Source organism: Streptomyces sp. NPDC046557 (assembly GCF_040645975.1).
GTDB lineage: Bacteria > Actinomycetota > Actinomycetes > Streptomycetales > Streptomycetaceae > Streptomyces.
Genome location: NZ_JBEYZH010000010.1, coordinates 115,019 through 137,793, shown reverse-complemented (window position 1 = coordinate 137,793; position 22,775 = coordinate 115,019). Strand labels below are relative to the sequence as shown.

Below are 22,775 nucleotides of genomic sequence, written 5' to 3'. Positions count from 1 at the left end.
CGGGTGGAAAACCGTTGGCCCGGCCGGCCGGGCGGGCCGCACCCTGGGGGTATGTCCGCACAGCCCGGTCGCGCGGTGCGCGCCGCCCATGCCGCCACCACCGTCACCGTGTACCAGGCATACGCGCCCGCCCTGGGGGTTCCCGCGGCCCGCGACGGTCGTTTCCCGGCCGCCTGGAAGCGGGAGCGGATGACCTGGGTCAAGCCCTCCTTCCTGTGGATGATGTACCGCTGCGGCTGGGCCACCAAGGCCGACCAGGAGACGGTGCTCGCCATCGAGATCACCCGCGAGGGCTTCGACGGGGCCCTGGCCGGGGCCTGTCTGTCCCACTTCGAACCCGGCACCCACTCCGACCGCGCGGCGTGGCGGGAGGCGCTGTCCCGCTCGCCGGCCCGCGTGCAGTGGGACCCGGAGCGCGACCTGCACCTGAACCCGTTGCCGTACCGCTCGCTCCAGCTGGGGCTGTCGGGCCCGGCGTCCCGTGCCTACGCCGACGCCTGGACGGTCTCCATCCGCGACGTCACCCCGCTCGCGCGGGATATCCACGACCTGGTCCGCTCCGGCCGGACCGACGCGGCGCGCGCCCTGCTCCCGCCGGAGCCCCCGTACCCGACCGGCCCCCTGCCCCACCTGGGGGCGTAGGCCGTGTCGTCCGGCTCCCGGTGCCCCCGCCGGCCCGGGAACCGCCCCGACCGCGCGGCGATGCGGCAGACTGGAGGTTTGGCCGTCCGCGTCCGGGCGGCCCACCCCCCGCAGGAAAGGGACGCGTGTGAACGGGCCTCTCATCGTCCAGAGCGACAAAACCCTCCTCCTGGAGGTCGACCACGAGCTGGCCGGAGCCGCGCGCCGCGCCATCGCCCCCTTCGCCGAGCTGGAGCGCGCCCCCGAGCACATCCACACCTATCGGATCACCCCGCTGGGCCTGTGGAACGCACGCGCCGCCGGACACGACGCCGAGCAGGTCGTCGACGCGCTCGTCGAGTTCTCGCGCTACCCCGTGCCGCACGCGCTGCTGGTCGACGTCGCCGAGACCATGGCCCGGTACGGGCGGCTGACCCTGTCCAAGCACCCCGTCCACGGACTGGTGCTGACCAGCACCGACCGGCCGGTGCTGGAGGAGATCCTGCGGTCCAAGCGGATCATTCCGCTGGTCGGGGCCCGGCTCGACCCGGACACCGTGGCCGTGCACCCCTCCGAGCGCGGCCAGATCAAGCAGACCCTGCTCAAGCTCGGCTGGCCGGCCGAGGACCTCGCCGGGTACGTCGACGGCGAGGCGCACGCCATCGACCTGGTCGAGGACGGCTGGGCGCTGCGGCCGTACCAGCAGCAGGCCGTCGAGGGGTTCTGGCACGGCGGCTCCGGTGTCGTCGTGCTGCCCTGTGGCGCCGGCAAGACGCTGGTCGGCGCGGGTGCCATGGCGATGGCCAAGGCGACCACGCTGATCCTCGTCACGAACACCGTCTCGGCCCGGCAGTGGAAGCACGAACTGGTCAAGCGGACCTCGCTGACGGAGGAGGAGATCGGCGAGTACTCCGGCACCCGCAAAGAGATCCGTCCCGTCACCATCGCCACCTACCAGGTCCTGACGACCAAGCGGAAGGGCGTCTACCCGCACCTGGAGCTGTTCGACTCCCGCGACTGGGGCCTGATCCTCTACGACGAGGTGCACCTGCTGCCCGCGCCCGTCTTCAAGTTCACCGCCGACCTCCAGGCCCGGCGACGGCTGGGCCTGACCGCGACCCTGGTCCGCGAGGACGGCCGCGAGTCGGACGTGTTCTCCCTGATCGGTCCCAAGCGGTTCGACGCACCGTGGAAGGAGATCGAGGCGCAGGGTTACATCGCGCCGGCGGACTGTGTCGAGGTCCGGGTGAACCTCACCGACTCGGAGCGGCTCGCGTACGCGACCGCCGAGACGGAGGAGAAGTACCGCTACTGCGCGACGACCGCGACGAAGCGGAAGGTCACCGAGGCGCTGGTGCGCAAGCACCAGGGCGAGCAGACCCTGGTCATCGGGCAGTACATCGACCAGCTCGACGAGCTGGGCGAGCACCTCGACGCGCCCGTCATCAAGGGCGAGACCTCCAACGCGCAGCGGGAGAAGCTCTTCAACGCCTTCAGGGAGGGCGAGATCAGCGTGCTGGTCGTCTCGAAGGTCGCGAACTTCTCCATCGACCTGCCGGAGGCCACCGTCGCGATCCAGGTGTCCGGCACCTTCGGCTCGCGCCAGGAGGAGGCCCAGCGTCTCGGTCGTGTCCTGCGCCCGAAGGCGGACGGGCACGAGGCGCGGTTCTACTCGGTCGTCGCGCGCGACACGATCGACCAGGACTTCGCCGCGCACCGCCAGCGCTTCCTGGCGGAGCAGGGCTACGCCTACCGGATCATGGACGCCGACGAGCTCCTGGCGAGCGACTGACCCCACCCCGGCGGGCAGCCCCCGCGCGGCCGTCCCCTTCCGCGACGGGTCTCGGCGAGGGCACCCGCGCGGCCGGCTCCCGACGGCGGCCGACAGCGCGCGTCAGGAACGCCAGCAGCGGCACGCACCAGACCCACAGGTGCGGCAGCTCCGGCAGCAGGGCCCGGCCACCGGAGGCGAGGTGGCGGGTCCAGTAGTCGGCGGATGCCTGCGGGAGGACGAGCAGGCCCAGCAGGCCGGTGCCGACGAAGGCGCCCAGTGCTGTCAGGCCGGTCCGGATCCGGCCCGTCAGCAGCAGGTACGGGATGAGGATCGCCGGGGTCAGGGTGATCCCGGCGGCGGTGCCCAGCGCGAAACCCTTGCCGAGCGCCGCGTGCGGCCGGCCCAGGTCCCACACGGCGACGCAGGCCAAGGCCAGGTTGATCTGGCCGGGCAGCGGGCTCTGGAACAGCGGCTCCAACCACAGCCCGGCGACGGTGGCCGCCAGGACGTGCCCGGGCCGGGCCCGCAGTCCCGCGAGCCGGCAGGACGACAGGATCAGCAGGGCGAGCAGGCCCGCGCTCCCCAGGACGAGCACGGCCTTGAGCACCCCGGCCGGCAGCCAGGCGGCCGGCGTGAACAGGATCGCGGCGAACGGCGGATAGGCGGTGGGCGGGCGCCACTCGGCAGCGGAGAAGCCGTGCACCAGGGCGTCGGCCATCGGGACGCGCGGGGCGAGGCAGAGCACCCCCAGCGCGAGCAGCGAGCCGGTGATCAGCAGGCGGTACAGGGGCGACGGCGAGCGGCGGGGCTCGGGGCTCGGGGTCACGCGCGTGACCCTAGTGGATCAGTGACCCCCCACCGCCGGGATCGCGCCGGCTCGCCGCGCGCGCCGACCACGGCGACCCGCCGGAGCACGCCGGTACACGACTGGGGCGCGCCCGTACGCGCGGCCGAAGGCGCGGCCGGAGGCGCGTGCGCGTCCGGGTCATGCCCTGGTCAGCGGCGTATGAGGCCCGTCTCCTCGGAGAACTCCCCCAAGACGACCACGCTCACGGCGGCCGCGGCGAAGACCTTCGCGGCGCGCAGGACGCTGCCGGCGAGGTGGCGGGGACGGTGGTCGGAGGTGGCGGTGGCGGTGGCGCCGCTAGGGCGGCCGCCCTGGATAGGGGTGAGGGTTGCGGTGCTCATGTACCCATGGTGCGTTTTCTCCGGGGATGTCACATCGCCCTGTGGATGGAATCGCGGGGCGTCCCGTCTCCTCCTCCGGGCGCATAGCGGCCCCTAAGGCCCTGCCTCAGGTCTGACACTCCCCCGTATGACACCCACACGGGGTACCGGGCGGCGGGTCCGTAATCCATTCGCGCGCCGGCCGGCCGCCGGCTACACTCGCCGCTCTTGCCGCCTCCCTCCGCCCCATCGGGAGAGCGCCCGCCGGCCGGTACCGGCGGGCACGTGTCCGTACCGCACCGCTCCCCCGGAGCGGGCTCCCGCAGACCAGCCGTTGGAGGCATTCCGTGCCCGCGCACGCCCCCGAGCCCGCCGGCCCCACCCGAGCCGAAGCCACCGCCGCGACCTCCGCCACAGCCCCCGCCGCGGTCCCCGGCACCGGCCCCGACACCGACGCGGCCCACCCCCTCGCCCGCGAGCAGGCCCACCTCACCGCCTCCCGCGCCGCGCTCCGCACGATGCGCGAAGACGTCGAGTCCCTCGACATCCGCGACGTCACCGCGAACTGGGTCAACGCGGTGGTCCTCCAAGGCCAGATCGACGACCGCATCAAGGCCCTCGCCGACCTCGCCCACACCCCCCTCTTCTTCGGCCGCCTGGACTACCTGCACGCGCCGGGTGTCGACCTCGCCGAAGGCGCAGGAGGGGAACAGTTCTACATCGGCCGCCGCCACGTCCACGACGCCGACGGCGACCCCATGGTCATCGACTGGCGCGCCCCCGTCTCCCAGCCCTTCTACCGCGCCTCCAAGGCCGACCCGCAGGACGTCGCCCTGCGCCGCCGCTTCGGCTACACCGGCGGCGAGCTCACCGCGTACGAGGACGAACACCTCGGCGACCCCACCGAGAGCGCCGTCGTCAGCAAGCTCCTCCAGCAGGAGATCGAACGCCCGCGCGTCGGCCCCATGCGTGACATCGTCGCGACGATCCAGCCCGAGCAGGACGAGATCGTCCGCTCCGGCCTGTCCGGCTCGGTCTGCGTCCAGGGCGGCCCCGGCACCGGGAAGACGGCCGTCGGCCTGCACCGCGTCGCGTACCTGCTGTACGCGCACCGCGAGCGCCTCGCCCGCACCGGCACCCTCGTGATCGGGCCGAACCGTTCCTTCCTCCACTACATCGAGCAGGTCCTGCCGGCCCTGGGCGAGTTGGAGGTCAAGCAGGCCACCGTCGACGACCTCGTCGCCCGCGAGGGTCTGGAGGTACGCGCCACGGACGCCGCCGAAACCGCCGTGGTCAAGGGCGACGCCCGGATGGCCGAGGTGCTGCGCCGCGCCGTCCGCTCGCACGTCAGCGCGCCGGTCGAGCCGTTGATGGTGGTGCGCGGGTCGCGCCGCTGGCGGGTCGCCGCGTACGAGCTGGAGGAGATCGTCTCGGAGCTCCTCGCCCGGGACATCCGCTACGGCGCCGCCCGCGACGCGCTGCCGCAGCGGATCGCGCACACCGTCCTCGTCCGCATGGAGCAGGCGGGCGAGGCGCCCGACGACCGCGTGCAGGACGCGGTGGCCCGCAACCCCGCGGTCAAGGTGGCGGTACGGGAGATCTGGCCGCCGGTGGAGCCGGCGAAGCTGGTGCTGCGGCTGCTCTCGGAGCCGGAGTTCCTCGCCACCCACGCGAACGGGATCCTGACGGACGACGAGCAGAAATTGCTGCTGTGGCCGAAGCCGTTCCGCAGCGTGAAGTCGGCGAAGTGGACGGCCGCCGACCTGGTGTTGATCGACGAGGCGCAGGACCTGGTGGAGCGCACGCACTCGCTGGGCCACGTGGTGCTCGACGAGGCGCAGGACCTCTCGCCGATGCAGTACCGGGCGGTGGGGCGGCGCTGCACGACGGGTTCGGCGACCGTGCTGGGCGACCTCGCACAGGGCACCACCCCGTGGGCGACGCGCAGTTGGGACGAGGCGTTGACGCACCTGGGCAAGCCGGAAGCGGTGTTGGAGGAGCTGACGGCCGGCTTCCGCGTGCCGCGCGAGGTGATCGCGTACGCGTCCCGGCTGCTGCCGGCGATCTCCCCGGGGCTGGCGGCGGTGTCCTCGGTCCGCGAGACACCGGGCTCGCTGGTCGTCTCGGCGGTCGCGGCGGCTGAGCTGACGGCCGCCGTGGTCACGGCGTGCCGTGAGTCCCTGCGGTACGAGGGCTCGATCGGCCTGATCGCGGCCGACGCCCGCGTTCCGGAACTGGCGGAGGCGTTGGAGGCGGCGGGGCTGCCGTACCTGGCCCCGGGCGAGGAGACCACGGAGCTGGCCCGGCTGACGCTGGTGCCGGCCTCACTGGCGAAGGGCCTGGAGTACGACTACGTCGTGCTGGACGAGCCGGCGGCGGTCGTCTCGGGCGAGCCGGACGAGCGCACGGGCCTGCGCCGCCTCTACGTCTGCCTCACCCGAGCCGTCTCGGGCCTCCACGTCCTGCACGCGGCGCCCCTCCCGGAGGCCCTGGCACCGGACCGGTCACCGGACCGGTCACCGGACCAGATGTCGGCTCACCCGTAACTCCGGTGGACACGGGGCGGGGACGGCCGGACGATGGAATCACCTCGTGCAGGTGCCCCCGGCCCGCCCCGGCGGGCGGGGCCCACGAGGCGCGGGGCCCATGCCCGGCCACCGCTCCGGGGGGCCCGCGGGCCCCTGTTCCCCACCGAGCCCGGCACGCTCCCCCGCGTGTCCCCGTGTGTCCCCGCGTGATCCCCGCGTGATCCTCGCTCGGTTGTCGCGTGGTCCCCGCTCGGCCGTGTTGTTTCCGAGGGAAGGACGAACAGTGAACCGACGTATACGACTGGCCGTAATGGCGCCGCTGGCCGTGTCCGCACTGACCTTCGGGTCGGTGTCGCTCCTGGCGGGCTCCGCGCAGGCCGCGGCGCCCTCCTTGTCGTGCAGCGTGAAGCAGAGTGCCACCGCGGGCAAGTACGACGTCACCCTCACCGGTGGTCAGCCAGGAGTCGAGGTGACCTTCACGGGTGGCACCAGCAACCACCGATTCATCTCCAGCACCCAGGCCAACGACAGCGGTGTGGCCTCCACCGGCGGCTTCATTCCGGTCGGCGCCGTCACCGCCGAGCAGGGCGGCAAGAAGATCACGTGCGGCACGGTCAAGGAAGCCGAACAGCAAGACGCCCGCGCCCAGTACTCCGCGGGCTTCAAGAAGGGCTTCGACGAGACCAAGGCCAACTGCAAGGCGGCGGCCCCTCCGCAGGGCTTCAACCAGCTCGACCCGAACTTCGAGAAGGGCTTCAACGCGGGCGCGAAGGCCGCACTGGAAAGCAAGTTCTGCGCGGGTTGACGCCGACCGGCCCCTCCGCGTCGCCCCGCGACCGGGGTTGACGAACCGTCAACCCCGGTGCGGGACGTACGACCGCATCCGGCGCGCGTCCGTACGTGGAGGGCCGAAGCCCCTCCACGTACGGGCGCCCGCTCAGCCGAGGGCGGAGCGCCACTCGGCGACGGCCGCCGCCGACACCGGGGCACCCCATCCCGACGGCCGGGCGGCGCCGCCGATGTGGAAGGCGTCGATGCCCGCTTCCCGCAGCGCCGGGAGGTGGTGCAGCGTCAGCCCGCCGCCGACCAGGATGCGCGCCCCGTACCCCGGTTCGCCCTGTCGGGCCGCCTCCGCCGCCAGAACCGCCAGCCCCGCGTCCACACCCGCGGCAGACCCGGCCGTCAGGTAGGTGTCGAGCCCCGGCAGCTCGGCCAGGGCCTTGCGTGCCTGGTCGCGGTCGGCCGCGCGGTCCAGCGCCCGGTGGAAGGTCCACGGGCAGCCGTCCAGCTCCGCCACGACCGCTTCCACCGCGGCCAGATCGGGACTGCCGTCCGGGTTCAGGAACCCGAGGACGAACTCCTGCGCCCCCTCCGCCCGCAGCGCCCGCGCCTGCGCGACGAGGAGGTCGACGGGGCCGGCGGCGAACCCGTCCGTCCGGCGGAGCATCACGCGCAGCGGGATGTCGACCGCGGCCCGGATCGCCGCGAAGGTCTCGCGCGCCGGGGTGAGCCCGTCGGCGGCCATGTCGGTGACCAGCTCCAGCCGGTCCGCCCCGCCGGCCCGGGCCGCGACCGCGTCCCGTGCGTCGAGGGCGATCACCTCCAGCAGCGCTTGGTTGCTCATTCGATGCCATCCTTCGGATACCGAAAATAGGTCTAGTCCAATATCCAGGGTACGGGTCCACGCCCGTGCACCACCAACACAAACACGCCACCCCCACAATGTCCGCATGACCTCCGACCGGACCACCGACCTCCGCGACCGCTGGCGCGCCACCACCACCGGCGCAGGCGCCGACCCCGCCCTCGACCCCGCGCCCCACGCCGACCGCCTCCTCGCCGCCTGGGCGGAGCCACAGCGCCGCTACCACACCACCGCGCACCTGGCCGACGTACTCGCGCGGATCGACGTACTCGCCCCGCACGCGCAGGACCCCGCCGCCGTCGAGCTCGCGGCCTGGTTCCACGACGCCGTCTACCGTCCCGACCGGTCGGAGAACGAGGAGCGCAGCGCCGCCCTCGCCGAGCGCGCCCTGCCCGAGCTGGGCATCGACGCCGCCCGCACCGCCGAGGTGGCCCGTCTGGTCCGCCTCACCGTCACCCACGACCCCGCCCCCGGCGACACCAACGGCGAGGTGCTCTGCGACGCCGACCTCGCCGTCCTCGCCGGCGCCCCCGACGCGTACGCCGCCTACGTCGCCGCCGTCCGCGCCGAGTACGGCTTCGTCCCCGACGACGCCTTCCGCGCCGGCCGCGCCGCCGTTCTACGCCAGTTGCTCGACCTGCCCCGACTCTTCCGCACCCCTCACGGCAGCACCCACTGGGAGGCGCCGGCCCGCCGCAACCTGGCCGCCGAGCTCGCCACCTTGACGGACGGACCTGACGGACGGACCTGACGGACGCAGCGGGGCGCGGGAATGCGCCACCGTTCCGGCTGGTTTGTACGGAACATGCCCGCAGCCTCCGCACGCTCCCGCATGCCCGTCGCCGTCTACATCCTCGGCCTGTCCGTCTTCGCGCTCGGCACCAGCGAATTCATGCTGTCCGGGCTCCTGCCACCCATCGCCGACGACATGGGCGTCACCATCCCGCAGGCCGGCCTGCTGATATCCGCCTTCGCGATCGGCATGGTGGTCGGGGCACCACTGCTGGCCGTCGCCACCCTGCGACTACCGCGCCGTACCACCCTCGTGGGCCTCATCTCCCTCTTCGGCCTCGGTCAGGTCGCGGGCGCGCTCGCCCCCACGTACGAACTGCTCTTCGCCTCCCGCGTGGTCTCCGCGCTCGCCTGCGCCGGGTTCTGGGCGGTCGGCGCGGCCGTCGCCATCGCCATGGTCGACAAGGACCAGCGGGCCCGAGCGATGTCCGTCATGATCGGCGGGCTGTCGATCGCCAACGTCCTCGGCGTGCCCGCCGGGGCCTTCCTCGGCGAGCAGCTCGGCTGGCGCTCGGCGTTCTGGGCGGTCGGCGCCGCCTCCGCCGTCGCCCTCGTCGGCATCCTGGCCCTGATCCCGCGCATCCCGCTGCCCGCCGAGAAGCCGCGGTTGCGCGGTGAGCTGCGGATCTACCGGGACCGCCAGGTGTGGCTGTCGGTCGGCGTCACCTCGCTCGCCGCCGGCGGCGTCTTCTGCTCGTTCAGCTACCTGTCGCCGCTGCTCACGGACGTGGCCGGCCTGGACGCCGGCTGGGTGCCGTGGGTCCTGGGCCTGTTCGGGGTCGGCGCGCTGGTCGGTACGACCGTCGGCGGGCGGGTCGCGGACGCGCACCTGTTCGGGGTGCTGCTGTGGGGCATCGCCGCCTCGACGGTGTTCCTCGTCGCGCTGGCCCTCCTGGCCTCCTTCGCCGTGGCGGCGGTCGCCCTGTCGTTCCTGATCGGCGTCTCCGCCTTCTTCACCGCCCCCGCGCTGAACGCCCGGCTGTTCAACGTCGCCGGCGCCGCCCCCACCCTGGCGGGTGCCACGACCACGGCCGCGTTCAACCTCGGCAACACCGGCGGCCCGTGGCTCGGCGGCACCGTCATCGACGCCGACTTCGGCTTCGCCGCCACCGCCTGGGCGGGCGCCGCGATGACGGTCCCGGCCCTCGCCCTGACGGCCCTGGCCCTCCGCCTCGACCGCCCCGCCCGTTCCCGCGTGGTGGCCGCCTCCGCCTCCCCCGCCACCGAGGACGCCCTGGCCGGACGGTAGCCGGCCGTACGCGGCTCAGCAGCCCGGAACCACCCGCCGGCCCCTCGCAGGGCTCCGCCCCGCCCCCCGCGCCTCATCGCCGGCGTGGTTGCGCCGCGGGTCGGGACTCCCAGCCTTTGCGGCGCGGGCCTGGGCGCAGCACGTGCCTCTCAGCCCCACCGGCGCATGAGGCCCGGGGCCCGACCGGAGCCAGGTACCCCAGCCCCACCCGCGGTGCCTGGGCGCAGCCCAGGTGGGGTCGGCCGGGCAGCCCCCGCGGGCGCACGACGGGCGGCCGGGACGACAGTGGCCAGGCCCCGCAGGGCACCGCACCGCTCAGGCCGTACGCCCCTTGGGGCGCCGCAGCCCCGCCTCGGTGAGGCGGCGGACGAGTTCCTTGCTGCCGATCTCCACCGCCCCCGCCGCCACCGCGTCCGCGTACCGGTACGACGGCACGTCGTAGTGGTCCCGCTCGAACGCCCGCGGCGGGCAGCCGATCGACGCCGCGAAGGCGTGCAGTTCCTCGTACGAGACATCGCTGACCAGGTGCGACCACATCCGGCCGTGCCCCGGCCAGGTCGGCGGGTCTATGTACACCGTCACCCGCCGCTCACCGCCGGCCGAAGACCGGGCCGAGGCCGCCGACCACCGCCACCCGCACGCCCGCCTCCGAGCACACCCAGTGCGGGTCCGGCCCGAGCTCCGGCTCCACGTCCAGCGCGTGTGGTTCGCCGTGCGCGCACACCGGACACAGCGGCCACCGCCCGTACTTCTCCAGCAGCGCGTCCTGAACGTCCTGCGCGACGAGTCCCGCGAGGTAGCCGACCCCCTCCGGCCACTGCTCCACCCACCACCGGCGGTGCGTGACCGCGTCCTCGACGAGGGACACGACATCGGCCTCGGCGACCTCGCCCGCGACGAGATCGGCGAGTACAAGGGCACGGGCGGCATGGAGTGCCTGCTCAATGGGGGTCGCGTGGTCCATGGGCCCATTGTGACCCCGTACGGGCGAGTACGAGCAAGACAGCCTGGGCCGAGGCCCGATTCCCCGACCGGCGCCCGCCCGGGCATGGCGCCTTGACCCCCACCCCGGACGAAATTACGGTGCCGACCTCAGCCGCCAACCCACGAGGCCACGCCGCGACGAACCCACAACCCGACGAACCCACGACCCGACCACCCCACGACGCGACGACCACGCCCCCAGCGCGAGGACCCGCCCATGACCGCCCACGCGGAACTGCGTGCCCAGCTCGACGCCCTCACCACCGAAGCCTTCCGTCCCGACCTCGCCGAGATCGACCGGCTGCCCACCCTCGACATCGTCCGCCTCATGAACGCCGAGGACGCCACCGTCCCGGCCGCCGTCGCCGCCCGGCTCCCACAGATCGCCACGGCCGTCGACGCGATCGCCGCCCGCATGGCCCGCGGCGGCCGGCTCCTCTACGCCGGCGCCGGCACCGCCGGCCGCATGGGGGTACTCGACGCCAGCGAATGCCCGCCGACCTTCAACACCGACCCCCACCAGGTCGTCGGCCTGATCGCGGGCGGCCCCACCGCCATGGTCAAGGCGGTCGAGGGCGCCGAGGACTCCGCCGACCTCGCCGTCGACGACCTCACCGCGCTCGACCTCACCGCCACCGACACCGTCATCGGCGTCTCCGCCTCCGGCCGCACCCCGTACGCGATCGGCGCCGTCGAGTTCGCCCGTACGCGCGGCGCGCTCACCGTCGGGCTGTCCTGCAACGCCGGCTCCGCCCTCGCCACCGCCGCCGAACACGGCATCGAGGTCGTCGTCGGGCCCGAATTCCTCACCGGCTCCACCCGGTTGAAGGCCGGCACCGCGCAAAAGCTCGTCCTGAACCTCATCTCGACCGTCACCATGATCCGGCTCGGCAAGACGTACGGGAACCTGATGGTCGACGTCCGCGCCACCAACGAGAAGCTGCGGGCCCGTTCCCGCCGCATCGTCGCCCTCGCCACCGGCGCCCCCGACGAAGAGATCGAGGCCGCGCTCGCCGCCACCGACGGCGAGGTCAAGAACGCCGTCCTCGTCATCCTCGGCGGAGTCGACGCCCCCACCGCCGCCGCGCTCCTCACCGAAGCCGACGGCCACCTGCGCGAGGCCCTCACCCGGGCCCGCTGACCGCCCCCCGCGCCCCACCGCGCCCCACCGACCAGCAGCGAGGCGAACCACCACGATGTCCCCCGACACGCACCGCGCCACCGCCGCCGCGATCCTCCCCCTGGTCGGCGGCCCGGACAACGTCACCTCGATCGCGCACTGCATGACCCGGCTGCGCATCGGCCTGCGCGACCGCTCCCTCGTCCGGGACGAGGCGCTCAAGGCCCTCCCGGCGGTCCTCGGCGTCGTGGACGACGACACCTACCAGATCGTGCTCGGCCCGGGCGCCGTGGCCCGCGTGACCCCCGCCTTCGAGGCGCTGGTGCGCGAAGCAGGCCCCACCGGCGGCAAGGCCACCGCCGAGGCCGGCAAGGCCACCACCGGGTCCGCCACATCCGACACCGAGGCCGGCACCGACGCCACCGCCGAGGCCCTTCGGACGCGCGGGACAGCGCTGAAGGAAGCCCGTACGGCGCGCAACTCCACCCCCGTCAAACTGGTCCTGCGCCGCATCGCGAACATCTTCGTCCCGCTCATCCCGGCCCTCATCGGCTGCGGCATCATCGCCGGGCTGAACGGCCTGCTCACCAACTCCGGCCTGCTGCCCGCCGTCGTCCCCGCCCTGGCCGCGATCGCGTCCGGCTTCATGTCCCTGATCGCCGTGTTCGTCGGCTACAACACGGCCAAGGAGTTCGGCGGGACGCCCGTTCTCGGCGGCGCCGTCGCCGCGATCATCGTCTTCCCGGGCGTCGCGAAGATCGAGGCGTTCGGCCACCACCTCGCCCCCGGCCAAGGCGGCGTGCTCGGCGCGCTCGCCGCCGCGCTGCTCGCCGTATACGTGGAGAAGTGGTGCCGCACCTGGGTCCCGCAGGCCGTGGACAACCTGGTCACGCCCACCCTCACCGTCCTCCTCCCCGGCCTGGTCACCCTCTTCGGCCTGATGTACGTCGCCGGCGAAGTCGCCGAGGACATCGGCTGGTTCGCCGACCGGCTTCTGGCCACCGGCGGCGCGTTCGCCGGGCTGGTGCTGGGCGGACTCTTCCTGCCGCTGGTCATGCTCGGCCTGCACCAGGCTCTGATCCCGATCCACACCACCCTCATCGAGCACTCCGGCTACACCGTGCTGCTGCCGATCCTCGCCATGGCGGGCGCGGGCCAGGTCGGCGCGGCCATCGCCGTCTACTTCCGTCTCCCGCGCAACCGTTCCTTGCGCACCACCATCAAGTCCGCGCTCCCGGCCGGTTTCCTGGGCGTCGGGGAGCCACTGATCTACGGGGTCTCCCTGCCGCTGGGCCGCCCCTTCGTCACCGCCTGCGTCGGCGGGGCGGCGGGCGGCGCGTTCGTCGGCCTCTTCAACCAACTGGGCGCGGGCTTCGGCTCGACGGCCATCGGCCCCTCCGGCTGGGCCCTGTTTCCGTTGCTGGCCGGCCCGTCCGGGCTGGGCACGGCCATCGCCGTCTACGCGGGCGGCCTGGCGGTCGGTTACGCGGTGGGCTTCGCCGCCACCTACTTCTTCGGCTTCACCCCGCAGATGCTGGCCGACCTGGACACCGACCCGGACCCGGACGCTCCCCCCGCCGCCGAACCGGCGCAGGAACCGGCACTGGCCTGACCGGCGTCCCCGTCGCCCCTCCGTCCCACGATCGGGCTAACGGGGACGCAAGCCGCCCTCCGGGGTGCGCATATGCCAGCAGCCTGTGCACATGTACGTCTCCTCCCCATACGCCGACTACGCCGCGACGGCGGTGGCATCTGGCGCTCTCCCATACCGTCCCGTCCCCCGGCAGGCCGGGCCTCGCGGAGATCCGTACCTTCTTCGCCCACCCCGACGCCTGGGGCACCGGCATTACCGCCGCCGTGATGACCGCGACGCTGGACCGTCTGCACGACGACGGGTACGACGGCGCCCACCTCCGGACCCTGCGCGACACCCCGCGCTCCCGCCGCTTCTACACGAAGTCCGGCTTCACCGAATCCGGCGCCACACGCACCCACGACTTCGGCGACGGAACCCCCCTCGCCCAGGTCGAGTACGTCCGCCCCCGCTGATCACGCCCCGCACGCCCCGGTGGCGGTGCGCAGGTAGGCCACCAGGTCGTCCACCGAGTACCCGAGCTTCGGCCCGCGCTCGGCCGCCATCAGCAGGAGCTGGCCCACGATCTCGGCGCCCCACCCGTCCGTGCCGTCCCGCGACCACTCCCACAGCCGCTCGATCCCGAGACCCGACATCTGCAGCCCGTGCCGGACCCGGATCTCCCCGCACAGCGGGGCCACCGCGTCGAGCAACCGCGCCCCCGGCCGCTCGCAGCGCAGCCCGAAGCACCCGCCGAAGTCCTCGACCACGCACCCGACCGGCGGCCGGGCCTTGATGGCGTCGTAGCGCGGGTCATCGAACGGCGGGAACTCGTCGGCCGGGCTGTGGACCAGCGAGAACCGCTGCCAGCCGGGCGGCGGAGGCGGCTGCGGACGCCACGCCGTGAGACCGAACGCCTCCTGCACCAAGGCCGTCGCCTCGTCCGCCGTATCGGCCGTTTCGCTGACTCTCCGTTTCCCGTCGTCCCCGACGGCGGTCCACAATCCACTGCGCTCGTCCCGCGCGACCCGCACCGACAGACCCATACCCACACGCTTCCACCCGGCCCTGACCATCCCCTTCTCCAGCCAGCACAGCTTCCACGCCAGCTCGAACTCCCACCCGCGCGCCGCCTCCGCCAGCCCCCTCAAGACGGCGTCACAGCGCGCGCGCTCGTCACCCGTCACGGATGCGCCCGCTCGTGCAGCACGGCGGCCAGCCGCAGCGCGGTGTCGAGGTTGCAGCGCCCCAGGTCGACCAGCGGAAGCCCGTAGGTCCCAGCCGCCGACACCCCGTCCACGCCCAGCGAGGGAAACACCACGCCCACGTCCCCGAGGGCCTCCTTCAACTGCCCCACAGCCTCCTCGGCCGCCAGCAACCGTTCATTGGGCGAGAGCACCATGACACGTCCCTTTCGCTCTGAGTAATCGCGTTCCGCACACAGCGTGGCTACTCGGTAGCTAGCCTTTCAACGTCGGGCCGCGCACAAACGCACTTGTTGGACCAGGAGTTGCCATGCCAGGACCAAAGCACCTCGACCCCTCCTCCTCACCCCGTGCCCTCCTGGGCGCCGAACTCCGCGTCGCGCGCGAACGCGCGGGCCTCACCCAGGCCGAACTGGCCGAACGGCTCTTCGTCAGCGGCTCGTTCATCGGCCAGCTCGAAGCGGGTACGCGTCGAATGCGCTCCGACATCGCCCGCCAGATTGACGAGGTCCTCCAGACGGACGGCTTCTTCGCCCGCAACTGCGGGGCGGTGGCCAAGTCCAAGTACCCGGACCACTTCGCGGCGGCAGCCGAGGCGGAGGCGCTGGCGAAGACCATCCGGGAGTACGCACCGCTGATCATCCCGGGGCTGTTGCAGACGGCGGCGTACGCGCGGGCCATCTGCCGCGCCTACCAACCGACCGCGACGGAGGAGGTGATTGAGGAACTGGTGAGCAACCGTCTGGAACGGGCAATGCTGCTCGGCAATCCAACAACGCCCATGTTTTGGTGCGTGCTCGACGAGGCGGTACTGCGGCGGGAGGTCGGCAGCCCGGCGATCATGGCGAAGGCATTGCGGCGCATCATGACCCTGATTCGCTGCAACCGGGTCGTCACCCAAGTGCTCCCGTTCAAGGCGGGGGCTCACGCCTCGATGGGTGGCTCCCTCCAGCTCATGCACTTCGAGGACGCGCCGCCCCTCGTATATGCGCAAGGCAACGGAACAGGGCAGCTGTTGGACGATCCGGCTGAAGTAGCCCGTCACTCGTTGACCTACGATCTGCTCACGGCCAACGCGCTCTCACCACGTGAATCACTGGCCTTGATCGAGTCCGCGGCGGAGGATTACGAGCATGACGAGCACGCCTGAATACGACCTGTCGACGGCCACCTGGCACAAGTCGAGCTACAGCGACGGCAGCGGCGGTAGCTGCCTGGAGATGGCCACCTGGCGGAAGTCCACCTACAGCGACGGCACCGGCGGGGACTGCCTCGAAGTCGCCGACGGCCACCCCCACATCGTTCCCGTCCGGGACTCCAAGCGACCCGAAGGCCCGCACGTGGTGTTCCACGCACGGGCCTGGGCCGACTTCGTGGGGTCGCTCAGAGACCGTTGGTGAAGAGCAGCTCGTTGGGGCTGCCCTTGCTGACGCTGCTCAGCACGTCCTTGCTGGAGCCGGTGCCGAGGAACTCGGCGATCTCCGCCGGGGTCGCGGCCGGGTGCGCCTGCTTGTAGAGCACCGCGACGCCGGCGACGTGCGGCGAGGCCATGGACGTGCCGTTCAGGGCCACGCTGCCGCCGCCGAGCTTCGCGGAGGTGATGTCCTGCCCTGGGGCGTAGAGGCTGACGCAGGTGCCGTAGTTGGAGAAGCTCGTCTCCTCGTCGTATCTGTTGGTCGCGCCTGCCACCACCACGCGCGACGCCGACGCGGGCGAGACGTTGCACGCGTCCTGCGCTTCGTTGCCCGCCGCGACGACCGGCAGGACGCCCGCGTCGGACAGGGCGTCCGCGGCAGCGTTGACCGACGCCGACCTGGGACCGCCCAGGGAGGCGTTCAGGACGGCGGGCTGCTTGGCGTTCTTGGCCACCCAGTCCATGCCGGCGATGATGCCGGAGTACGAGCCCGTGCCGTCGCATCCCAGGACCCGGACGGACACCAGGTTGGCCTTGCGCGCCACGCCGTACGTCGCACCGGCGACCGTTCCCGCGACGTGCGTGCCGTGGCCCTGGCAGTCCATGCCCTGCTTGCCGTCGCCCATGGCGTCGAAACCGAACGTCGCGCGCCCGCCGAACTCGTCGTGCTTGTAGTCGATGCCCGTGTCGAGGATGTACGCGGTCACCCCCGCGCCGTTGCCCTTGGTGGTGAAGGTGTTGTCGAGCGGCAGGGTCTTCTGGTCGATGCGGTCCAGGCCCCAGAGCGAGGTCGGGGCGCTCAGCGCCCGGCCGTCGTCCTGGTCCGAGACGGTCGACACGGCCCGCACCTTCGTGTCCTCCTCGACCGACTTCACCCCGAGGGCCACCCGGGCGATCTGCAGTTGGAGCGGGGTCATCGACACCGCGAAGCCGTTCATGGCGTGGCTGTAGAGGAACCGGGCCTTCAGCCCCAGCTTCTTCGTCAGTGCGGCCGGGTCGACCCCCTTCTCCAGGGTCACGATGTACTGGCCGGGTACCGCGTTCGCCGAGGCGATCAGCGGGGCCGGGGTCGGCTCGGGGGCGGCGGCGGACGCGGTTCCGGCCAAGGCCGGGGTCATCGCGAGCAGCGCGGCGATCGTCACACGGGCGAGCAGGCGCATGGGGGCAACTCCAAGGAGCCGGCGGAAGGGTGGATGCCCCGCCACCTCACGGACGACGCAACGTCGCGGAGCTGAGCGCGGCCTCCCCTGCATCGGGCGGCCACCGGCGGGACTTGAGGCCCACGCCCCCGGTTGGCCGACAGCCCGAAGAGGGGCGCGTCCGTCCATCGCACAAGCTGCGGAACCGATCAGCCTCCTTGCCGCGCCCGGCCCTCCCACCTGCCCGCACGATGCCCGCCGATCCGCCCGCCCCACGGAAGTTCCCCCGTACGGTCCAGCCCGCGCGGCGCGCGCCGGGGGGCGCATTCGGCGTTCACCACCGGCGGCCGGGGCCACGCCGCCGCACGTCGTTGACCGGGACACCCCCGCGTGGTGGCCTCGCCCCCATGCGCACTCGACCGAGTTGGACCCGCCGGGCGGCCGTCGCCGTCACCGCCCTCGCCGCCGTGGCCGCCCTCCCCCTCACCGCCGCCTCCGCCACCACTGCGGCGCATCCCGCGCCCGACCCCGCGCCCGTCGCGGCTCCGGCTCCGGCTCACTGGCCGACGTATCTGGTGACCGTGCGACGGGGTATGGACCCGGCGCTCCTGGCCGGCCACCACGGAATCACGCCGGTCCACGTCTTCCGCACCGCGATGAACGGCTTCGCCGCCCCGCTCTCCCCCGCGCAGGTCGCCGCCCTGCGGGCGAACCCCCTGGTGGAGTCCATCGAGGAGGACGGCGTCGGCTCCTCGTTCGGCGCCCCCGCCTGAACCGACCGGCCGGGCGGGCGCGCCACTCCTGCTACGTCCGGTCGGTCTCCAGCGTGTCCGCGTGGCGGTGGGCGACCTTCCACTCGCCGCCCTCGCGGCGGTAGACCTGGGTCGCGCGCAGGACGTACCGGCGCGGCTCGCCGTTGACCGACGTGTGCGTGCGCTCGTAGCCGACCGTGTAGGCCATGTCGCCGACGACGTCCACCGCGACGATCTCGTGCTCGTACGAGGCGCAGTCCGAGAACTCCTCCGCCAGCTTGTGGAAGAGCGCGGCGACCTCCTCGTACCCGACGGCCGACATCCAGGCGCCCGTCACCGACACCGGCTCACGCCGGGACCAGATCGCGAAACGCGGCCCGGCGTCCCCGTTGTGCAGGGCGATCTCGGCATCCCGCAGCCGGGTCCGCGCCCAGTCGAGGAACGCGTCACGTTCGTCGCCCATCGTCGGCCTCCCGGGGCTCTCCGCCCCCCTTCCCACCGTACGCCGGTGCTCCCGGCAGCCTTCGGAGGGAAAATGGACGGAAAGGGTGCTCGGGGACGGGCTCACGAACTTGGAGGCGTCATGGCAGCCGCCGAACAGGTCCTGTGGCGCTCCCACTCGTCCAACCGGTGGATGCAGGGGACGGCCGTCCTCCTCGGGGTGATCGCGGTCGGGCTCGCGGTCGCCGGGACGGCCGGGCCGAGGGGCATGATGTGGGCGCCGGCCGTGGTGCTGTTCCTGTCGGCGCTGCTGCTCCTGGTGTTCGCCTCGGTGACCGTGCGGCTCACCGGCCGGGCGCTGGAAGTGGCCTACGGCCCTGTCGGGCGTCCCGTGCGGCGCTGGGCCCCCGAGGACATCGAGGCCCCGGCGCGCGTGGAGGACCGCCGGCCCTCGCAGGTCGGCGGCTGGGGATACCGCCTCGGCAAGCTCGGTACGACGGTGATGATACGAGGGGGCCCCTGCCTCGTGATCCGCTCCGGTGGCCGCGACTTCGCGGTCAGCGTCGACGACGCCGACCGGGGCGCCGCGCTCGTGAACTCCCTCCCCCGCGGCCCCCTCCCCCGCGGCATCCTCTGACGCGGCCGAGCGCGGCGGGTACTGGCCGCTAGCCTCGGTAGACGCGCAGGTCGGAGACCTCGTAGGACATCTCCGTGACCTCCGGCTCCGGCGCCGGGTGGTAGTTGCCCGCGCACACCGACAGGTTGACGATGAGGTACGCGTGCCAGCCGCGGCCCACGCCCCGGCGGTCGGAGAAGACACGGGCGCCGTTGACCCACCAGACGACCGAGTTCCGCCCGAACTCCACCCTCAGGTCCACCCACGCACCGGGGCGGACCGAGGGGTCGCGGTGGTAGCGGTGCGCCTCGCGGACGTGGTTGGAGAGTTCCAGCAGGTCGGGGTTGTCGGGGTGGTACTCGAAGACGTCGATCTCTTGGCCGCCGTCCCGCCAGGTCCAGATCGCCGGCCAGGCGCCCTCTTCCACGGGGAGTCGCACCCGCGCCTCCAAGAGGTCGCCGGTGCGCACCATGAAGCCCTCGTCGCTGCCCTCGGTGGTGAGCAGTCCGGTGTCCCAGTTGCCGTCCGGGCGGCGCGTGGCGCGGAAGACGCCGCCTCGGCTGTAGGTGGGGTCTTCCACCAGGTGGTCGAGCTTGTTGTCGCCCGGGTTGACGGGGCCGCCGTCGGGATACGCCCAGGAGCGGCCGGCGACCCATTGGGTGAGGGAGGCGAAGTCGGCGGTGAAGACGGGGGTGCGGCGAGGTGCGGGTACCGCCGCTCCGCCACCGCCCCCCGGGGCGAGGCGGGACGTCAGGCGCCCCAGCCAGCCGAGCAGGTCCGTGTCCATGCAGGGTGTCTTCCCGGCAGCGGAGCGAGCCATGCCGGATTTATCGCCGTGGGTAATCGAGTGGTTGCGTTCAGCTATCGCCGTGGTGGGGGTCGCGCGCCGCCGCGAGGAACGCGCGGATGAGTTCGGGCGACTTCACCCCGCGCTCCCGCTCCACGCCGCTGGAGACGTCCACGCCCCAGGCGCCGGTCGCCCGCAGGGCCGCGCGCACGTTGGCGGGGTCGAGGCCACCGGCCAGCAGCCAGCGGCCCCGGGGCGCCGTGAACTCCTCCGAGCCCCAGTTCCACGGCTTGCCGGAGCCGGGGTCGGGGGCGTCGATCAGCAGCAGGTCCTCGCCGTACTCCCCGGCCGCCACGACGGCGGCGGCGGTGGCGCGGATGAGCGTACGGCCGGGGGCGCGCAGGGCCTCGTAGTAGGCGGGGCCCTCGTCGCCGTGGAGCTGTACGGAGCGCACCCCGCTCTCCTGCGTCAGCCGCCGGACCTCCTCCACGGACTGCCCGCGGAACACCCCGACGGTGAGCACCCCGGCGGGCACCCGCGCGGCCAGCTCCCGCGCGGTGGCGGCGTCGACGGTCCGCGGGCTGCCCGGGGCGAACACGAACCCGACGGCATCGGCCCCGGCCGCCACGGCCACGTCGACGTCGTGCGCGGTCTTCAGCCCACAGATCTTGACGAAGGCCCTGCCGGCTCCACTGCTCTCGCTCATGCCCCCGAGTCAACCAGACCGCCCCGCCGCACGTATCCCCGTCCCGAGCACCGGGCAGCCCGTCAACCCGGCGGCACCATCACCGGTAAGAGGTCAGAAACACCTCCCGACCGCATTATGTCGTCGACGACATAATGCGGTCGCCGCATGGATGACCTACCGGATCTCCGCCCGCTCGCCCTCCACCTCGGCCGTCTCGGTGCAGGCGAAGATCTCCCGGGTGGAGGGCGCCGACGCCGTGCCCACGTTGCCCTTGCTGCTGCGCCTCGCGCGGGCCCTGGACGCTTCGCTGAACATCGCCCTCGGCGAGGACCAGGAAGAAGTCAGGTTCGTCGCGCGGCCGGCCGCCTGAGCGGCGCGCCGCGGGAACGCCCGAGGGCGGCACCCCGGTGGGGGTGCCGCCCTCGAACGTGAAGCGTGATGAACAGCCGATCAGCCGGAGGCCGATCAGAAGTCCATGTCACCGCCCGGCATGCCGCCCGGCGCACCGGCGCCGGCCTTCTCGGGCTTGTCGGCGATGACGGCCTCGGTGGTCAGGAACAGCGCGGCGATCGACGCGGCGTTCTGCAGCGCGGAGCGCGTGACCTTCGCCGGGTCGATGATGCCCTCGGCGATCATGTCGACGTACTCGCCGGTCGCGGCGTTCAGGCCGTGGCCGATCGGGAGGTTGCGCACCTTCTCGACGACGACGCCACCCTCCAGACCACCGTTGACGGCGATCTGCTTGAGCGGGGCCTCCAGGGCGAGCTTCACGGCGTTGGCGCCGGTCGCCTCGTCACCGGTGAGCTCCAGCTTCTCGAAGACCGAGGAGGCCTGGAGCAGGGCCACGCCACCACCGGCGACGATGCCCTCTTCGACGGCCGCCTTCGCGTTGCGAACGGCGTCCTCGATGCGGTGCTTGCGCTCCTTGAGCTCGACCTCGGTCGCGGCACCGGCCTTGATGACGGCCACGCCGCCGGCCAGCTTCGCGAGGCGCTCCTGGAGCTTCTCGCGGTCGTAGTCCGAGTCGGAGTTCTCGATCTCGGCGCGGATCTGGTTGACGCGACCCTGGACCTGGTCGCTGTCACCCGAGCCGTCGACGATGGTCGTCTCGTCCTTGGTGATGACGACCTTGCGGGCGCGGCCGAGCAGGTCGAGACCGGCGTTCTCCAGCTTGAGGCCGACCTCCTCGGAGATGACGGTGCCGCCCGTGAGGATGGCGATGTCACCGAGCATGGCCTTGCGGCGGTCGCCGAAGCCCGGGGCCTTGACGGCGACGGACTTGAAGGTGCCGCGGATCTTGTTGACGACCAGGGTCGACAGGGCCTCGCCCTCGACGTCCTCGGCGATGATCAGCAGCGGCTTGCCGGACTGCATGACCTTCTCCAGGAGCGGCAGCAGGTCCTTGACCGAGCCGATCTTGGAGTTGACGATCAGGATGTACGGGTCGTCGAGCGACGCCTCCATACGCTCCATGTCGGTGGCGAAGTACGCCGAGATGTAGCCCTTGTCGAAGCGCATGCCCTCGGTGAGCTCAAGCTCCAGACCGAAGGTCTGGGACTCCTCGACGGTGATGACGCCTTCCTTGCCGACCTTGTCCATGGCCTCGGCGATGAGCTCGCCGATCTGGGTGTCGGCGGCGGAGATGGAGGCCGTCGAAGCGATCTGCTCCTTGGTCTCGACATCCTTGGCCTGCGCGAGCAGGGCGGCGGAGACGGCCTCGACGGCCTTCTCGATACCACGCTTGAGGGCCATCGGGTTGGCGCCGGCGGCCACGTTGCGCAGGCCCTCGCGGACGAGCGCCTGGGCCAGCACGGTGGCGGTGGTCGTACCGTCGCCCGCGACGTCGTCCGTCTTCTTGGCGACTTCCTTGACCAGCTCGGCGCCGATCTTCTCGTACGGGTCCTCGAGCTCGATCTCCTTGGCGATGGAGACACCATCGTTGGTGATCGTGGGGGCGCCCCACTTCTTCTCAAGGACGACGTTGCGACCCTTGGGGCCAAGGGTGACCTTGACGGCGTCGGCGAGCTGGTTCATGCCACGCTCGAGACCGCGCCGGGCCTCCTCGTTGAATGCGATGATCTTGGCCATCTGAAGTGGTCCTCCAGGACTGGGGTGGATTGCTCCTGGACCGCGCCCGCGCCCGCGACGGACGGCCGACGAGCCCGACGGTTCCTTCCCGCCGGACCCTTGGGCCTCACCGACCCGGTCCTCGTTTCAGTAGCACTCTCGACTGGAGAGTGCTAACGCCAATGATTAGCACTCGACCCCGTCGAGTGCAAG

25 protein-coding genes and 1 pseudogene are annotated in these 22,775 nt (G+C 72.6%); 14 read left to right on the top strand and 12 right to left on the bottom strand.

The genetic code is table 11. The annotated features are described in order from the left end of the window. The first annotated feature begins 51 nt into the window (after positions 1 to 51). Together ABZ934_RS19785 and ABZ934_RS19780 are read left to right on the top strand one after the other, a co-directional pair. Positions 52 to 642: a DUF4291 domain-containing protein gene (locus tag ABZ934_RS19785; protein WP_361314701.1), complete on the top strand. Its 591-nt coding sequence runs from the start codon at positions 52 to 54 to the stop codon at positions 640 to 642. Between the two features lie 127 nt (positions 643 to 769). Next, a complete protein-coding gene (locus tag ABZ934_RS19780) occupies positions 770 to 2,413 on the top strand; it encodes a DNA repair helicase XPB (protein ID WP_361314698.1) in 1,644 nt (547 codons plus the stop codon). On the opposite strand, the gene ABZ934_RS19775 is transcribed toward ABZ934_RS19780, so the two are convergent. After that, complete coding sequence (locus tag ABZ934_RS19775) at positions 2,379 to 3,221, bottom strand: glycosyltransferase family 87 protein (protein WP_361314695.1); 843 nt, start codon at positions 3,219 to 3,221, stop codon at positions 2,379 to 2,381. The genes ABZ934_RS19780 and ABZ934_RS19775 overlap by 35 nt on opposite strands. A 170-nt stretch (positions 3,222 to 3,391) precedes the next feature. Beyond that, a complete protein-coding gene (locus ABZ934_RS19770; RefSeq protein WP_361314693.1) occupies positions 3,392 to 3,583 on the bottom strand; it encodes a hypothetical protein in 192 nt (63 codons plus the stop codon). 497 nt (positions 3,584 to 4,080) lie between these two features. Between ABZ934_RS19770 and ABZ934_RS19765 the strand changes: the two genes are divergently transcribed. Both ABZ934_RS19765 and ABZ934_RS19760 read left to right on the top strand, forming a co-directional pair. Further along, positions 4,081 to 6,108, top strand: a complete 2,028-nt coding sequence (locus ABZ934_RS19765; protein WP_361314856.1) for an AAA family ATPase — start codon at positions 4,081 to 4,083, stop codon at positions 6,106 to 6,108. Between the two features lie 265 nt (positions 6,109 to 6,373). Beyond that, on the top strand, positions 6,374 to 6,895 hold the full coding sequence (locus tag ABZ934_RS19760; RefSeq protein ID WP_361314690.1) for a hypothetical protein: 522 nt from the start codon (positions 6,374 to 6,376) through the stop codon (positions 6,893 to 6,895). Positions 6,896 to 7,027: 132 nt separating this feature from the next. Here the strand turns inward: ABZ934_RS19760 and ABZ934_RS19755 are convergent, their stop codons facing one another. After that, entirely contained in the window at positions 7,028 to 7,714 is a 687-nt protein-coding gene (locus ABZ934_RS19755) for a copper homeostasis protein CutC (protein WP_361314688.1), read from the bottom strand. Positions 7,715 to 7,820: 106 nt separating this feature from the next. On the opposite strand from ABZ934_RS19755, the gene ABZ934_RS19750 reads away from it, so the two are divergent. Together ABZ934_RS19750 and ABZ934_RS19745 are read left to right on the top strand one after the other, a co-directional pair. Continuing rightward, positions 7,821 to 8,486 (top strand): hypothetical protein, encoded by a 666-nt coding sequence (locus ABZ934_RS19750; RefSeq protein ID WP_361314685.1) that lies wholly within the window; start codon positions 7,821 to 7,823, stop codon positions 8,484 to 8,486. An 81-nt stretch (positions 8,487 to 8,567) separates the two neighbouring features. Continuing rightward, the gene (locus tag ABZ934_RS19745) at positions 8,568 to 9,776 is read left to right on the top strand and encodes a Cmx/CmrA family chloramphenicol efflux MFS transporter (protein WP_361314853.1); all 1,209 of its coding nucleotides are present in this window, start codon (positions 8,568 to 8,570) and stop codon (positions 9,774 to 9,776) included. Positions 9,777 to 10,091: 315 nt separating this feature from the next. On the opposite strand, the gene ABZ934_RS19740 is transcribed toward ABZ934_RS19745, so the two are convergent. Together ABZ934_RS19740 and ABZ934_RS19735 are read right to left on the bottom strand one after the other, a co-directional pair. Beyond that, positions 10,092 to 10,358: a DUF4031 domain-containing protein gene (locus ABZ934_RS19740; protein WP_361314682.1), complete on the bottom strand. Its 267-nt coding sequence runs from the start codon at positions 10,356 to 10,358 to the stop codon at positions 10,092 to 10,094. A 7-nt stretch (positions 10,359 to 10,365) separates the two neighbouring features. After that, positions 10,366 to 10,740, bottom strand: a complete 375-nt coding sequence (locus ABZ934_RS19735) for a hypothetical protein (protein WP_361314680.1) — start codon at positions 10,738 to 10,740, stop codon at positions 10,366 to 10,368. Between the two features lie 237 nt (positions 10,741 to 10,977). Here ABZ934_RS19735 and murQ point away from each other — a divergent pair, with 237 nt between their 5' ends. From murQ to ABZ934_RS19720, 3 genes are read left to right on the top strand one after another with little or no spacing between them, the layout of a single operon-like run. Further along, positions 10,978 to 11,901: an N-acetylmuramic acid 6-phosphate etherase gene (gene murQ / locus ABZ934_RS19730; RefSeq protein WP_361314677.1), complete on the top strand. Its 924-nt coding sequence runs from the start codon at positions 10,978 to 10,980 to the stop codon at positions 11,899 to 11,901. A gap of 55 nt (positions 11,902 to 11,956) precedes the next feature. Continuing rightward, positions 11,957 to 13,492: a PTS transporter subunit EIIC gene (locus ABZ934_RS19725; protein ID WP_361314674.1), complete on the top strand. Its 1,536-nt coding sequence runs from the start codon at positions 11,957 to 11,959 to the stop codon at positions 13,490 to 13,492. Next, positions 13,489 to 13,929 (top strand): GNAT family N-acetyltransferase, encoded by a 441-nt coding sequence (locus ABZ934_RS19720; protein ID WP_361314851.1) that lies wholly within the window; start codon positions 13,489 to 13,491, stop codon positions 13,927 to 13,929. The genes ABZ934_RS19725 and ABZ934_RS19720 overlap by 4 nt, the downstream gene beginning before the upstream one ends. Here the strand turns inward: ABZ934_RS19720 and ABZ934_RS19715 are convergent, their stop codons facing one another. Both ABZ934_RS19715 and ABZ934_RS19710 read right to left on the bottom strand, forming a co-directional pair. Then, entirely contained in the window at positions 13,930 to 14,640 is a 711-nt protein-coding gene (locus ABZ934_RS19715; RefSeq protein ID WP_361314671.1) for a hypothetical protein, read from the bottom strand. It abuts the gene before it with no gap. Continuing rightward, positions 14,637 to 14,855 carry a hypothetical protein gene (locus ABZ934_RS19710; RefSeq protein WP_361314668.1) on the bottom strand — a complete coding sequence of 73 codons (219 nt, stop codon included), beginning with the start codon at positions 14,853 to 14,855 and terminating at the stop codon, positions 14,637 to 14,639. The genes ABZ934_RS19715 and ABZ934_RS19710 overlap by 4 nt, the downstream gene beginning before the upstream one ends. Positions 14,856 to 14,968: 113 nt before the next feature. Between ABZ934_RS19710 and ABZ934_RS19705 the strand changes: the two genes are divergently transcribed. Together ABZ934_RS19705 and ABZ934_RS19700 are read left to right on the top strand one after the other, a co-directional pair. Continuing rightward, on the top strand, positions 14,969 to 15,808 hold the full coding sequence (locus ABZ934_RS19705; RefSeq protein ID WP_361314665.1) for a helix-turn-helix transcriptional regulator: 840 nt from the start codon (positions 14,969 to 14,971) through the stop codon (positions 15,806 to 15,808). Further along, entirely contained in the window at positions 15,792 to 16,058 is a 267-nt protein-coding gene (locus ABZ934_RS19700) for a DUF397 domain-containing protein (protein WP_361314663.1), read from the top strand. Before ABZ934_RS19705 ends, ABZ934_RS19700 begins: the two co-directional genes overlap by 17 nt. Here ABZ934_RS19700 and ABZ934_RS19695 read toward each other — a convergent pair. Further along, complete coding sequence (locus ABZ934_RS19695) at positions 16,042 to 17,232, bottom strand: S8 family peptidase (RefSeq protein WP_361314660.1); 1,191 nt, start codon at positions 17,230 to 17,232, stop codon at positions 16,042 to 16,044. The two genes, ABZ934_RS19700 and ABZ934_RS19695, sit on opposite strands and share 17 nt — an antisense overlap. 386 nt (positions 17,233 to 17,618) lie before the next feature. On the opposite strand from ABZ934_RS19695, the gene ABZ934_RS19690 reads away from it, so the two are divergent. Then, complete coding sequence (locus ABZ934_RS19690) at positions 17,619 to 17,984, top strand: protease inhibitor I9 family protein (protein ID WP_361314657.1); 366 nt, start codon at positions 17,619 to 17,621, stop codon at positions 17,982 to 17,984. A 31-nt stretch (positions 17,985 to 18,015) separates the two neighbouring features. Here the strand turns inward: ABZ934_RS19690 and ABZ934_RS19685 are convergent, their stop codons facing one another. Further along, the gene (locus ABZ934_RS19685) at positions 18,016 to 18,426 is read right to left on the bottom strand and encodes a nuclear transport factor 2 family protein (protein ID WP_361314654.1); all 411 of its coding nucleotides are present in this window, start codon (positions 18,424 to 18,426) and stop codon (positions 18,016 to 18,018) included. A gap of 120 nt (positions 18,427 to 18,546) precedes the next feature. Here ABZ934_RS19685 and ABZ934_RS19680 point away from each other — a divergent pair, with 120 nt between their 5' ends. Beyond that, the gene (locus ABZ934_RS19680; RefSeq protein ID WP_361314651.1) at positions 18,547 to 19,041 is read left to right on the top strand and encodes a hypothetical protein; all 495 of its coding nucleotides are present in this window, start codon (positions 18,547 to 18,549) and stop codon (positions 19,039 to 19,041) included. 28 nt (positions 19,042 to 19,069) lie between these two features. Here ABZ934_RS19680 and ABZ934_RS19675 read toward each other — a convergent pair whose 3' ends face one another. Further along, complete coding sequence (locus tag ABZ934_RS19675) at positions 19,070 to 19,807, bottom strand: beta-glucanase (RefSeq protein ID WP_361314648.1); 738 nt, start codon at positions 19,805 to 19,807, stop codon at positions 19,070 to 19,072. A gap of 70 nt (positions 19,808 to 19,877) precedes the next feature. Further along, positions 19,878 to 20,513 carry a phosphoribosylanthranilate isomerase gene (locus tag ABZ934_RS19670; protein ID WP_361314646.1) on the bottom strand — a complete coding sequence of 212 codons (636 nt, stop codon included), beginning with the start codon at positions 20,511 to 20,513 and terminating at the stop codon, positions 19,878 to 19,880. 202 nt (positions 20,514 to 20,715) lie between these two features. Between ABZ934_RS19670 and ABZ934_RS19665 the strand changes: the two are divergent. Further along, a pseudogene (locus tag ABZ934_RS19665) lies at positions 20,716 to 20,865 on the top strand (transcriptional regulator); the annotation flags it as partial. 95 nt (positions 20,866 to 20,960) lie between these two features. Here the strand turns inward: ABZ934_RS19665 and groL are convergent. After that, entirely contained in the window at positions 20,961 to 22,583 is a 1,623-nt protein-coding gene (gene groL, locus ABZ934_RS19660; RefSeq protein WP_361314643.1) for a chaperonin GroEL, read from the bottom strand. Positions 22,584 to 22,775: the final 192 nt, after the last annotated feature.

Coding starts and splice junctions, on each gene's coding strand:
- ABZ934_RS19785 (WP_361314701.1), top strand. CDS start 52: ATGTCCGCACAGCCCGGTCGCGCGGTGCGCGCCGCCCATGCCGCCACC.
- ABZ934_RS19770 (WP_361314693.1), bottom strand. CDS start 3,583: ATGAGCACCGCAACCCTCACCCCTATCCAGGGCGGCCGCCCTAGCGGC.
- ABZ934_RS19765 (WP_361314856.1), top strand. CDS start 4,081: ATGCGCGAAGACGTCGAGTCCCTCGACATCCGCGACGTCACCGCGAAC.
- ABZ934_RS19755 (WP_361314688.1), bottom strand. CDS start 7,714: ATGAGCAACCAAGCGCTGCTGGAGGTGATCGCCCTCGACGCACGGGAC.
- ABZ934_RS19750 (WP_361314685.1), top strand. CDS start 7,821: ATGACCTCCGACCGGACCACCGACCTCCGCGACCGCTGGCGCGCCACC.
- ABZ934_RS19745 (WP_361314853.1), top strand. CDS start 8,568: ATGCCCGTCGCCGTCTACATCCTCGGCCTGTCCGTCTTCGCGCTCGGC.
- ABZ934_RS19735 (WP_361314680.1), bottom strand. CDS start 10,740: ATGGACCACGCGACCCCCATTGAGCAGGCACTCCATGCCGCCCGTGCC.
- murQ (WP_361314677.1), top strand. CDS start 10,978: ATGACCGCCCACGCGGAACTGCGTGCCCAGCTCGACGCCCTCACCACC.
- ABZ934_RS19725 (WP_361314674.1), top strand. CDS start 11,957: ATGTCCCCCGACACGCACCGCGCCACCGCCGCCGCGATCCTCCCCCTG.
- ABZ934_RS19710 (WP_361314668.1), bottom strand. CDS start 14,855: ATGGTGCTCTCGCCCAATGAACGGTTGCTGGCGGCCGAGGAGGCTGTG.
- ABZ934_RS19705 (WP_361314665.1), top strand. CDS start 14,969: ATGCCAGGACCAAAGCACCTCGACCCCTCCTCCTCACCCCGTGCCCTC.
- ABZ934_RS19700 (WP_361314663.1), top strand. CDS start 15,792: ATGACGAGCACGCCTGAATACGACCTGTCGACGGCCACCTGGCACAAG.
- ABZ934_RS19695 (WP_361314660.1), bottom strand. CDS start 17,232: ATGCGCCTGCTCGCCCGTGTGACGATCGCCGCGCTGCTCGCGATGACC.
- ABZ934_RS19690 (WP_361314657.1), top strand. CDS start 17,619: ATGCGCACTCGACCGAGTTGGACCCGCCGGGCGGCCGTCGCCGTCACC.
- ABZ934_RS19685 (WP_361314654.1), bottom strand. CDS start 18,426: ATGGGCGACGAACGTGACGCGTTCCTCGACTGGGCGCGGACCCGGCTG.
- ABZ934_RS19680 (WP_361314651.1), top strand. CDS start 18,547: ATGGCAGCCGCCGAACAGGTCCTGTGGCGCTCCCACTCGTCCAACCGG.
- ABZ934_RS19675 (WP_361314648.1), bottom strand. CDS start 19,807: ATGGACACGGACCTGCTCGGCTGGCTGGGGCGCCTGACGTCCCGCCTC.
- ABZ934_RS19670 (WP_361314646.1), bottom strand. CDS start 20,513: ATGAGCGAGAGCAGTGGAGCCGGCAGGGCCTTCGTCAAGATCTGTGGG.
- groL (WP_361314643.1), bottom strand. CDS start 22,583: ATGGCCAAGATCATCGCATTCAACGAGGAGGCCCGGCGCGGTCTCGAG.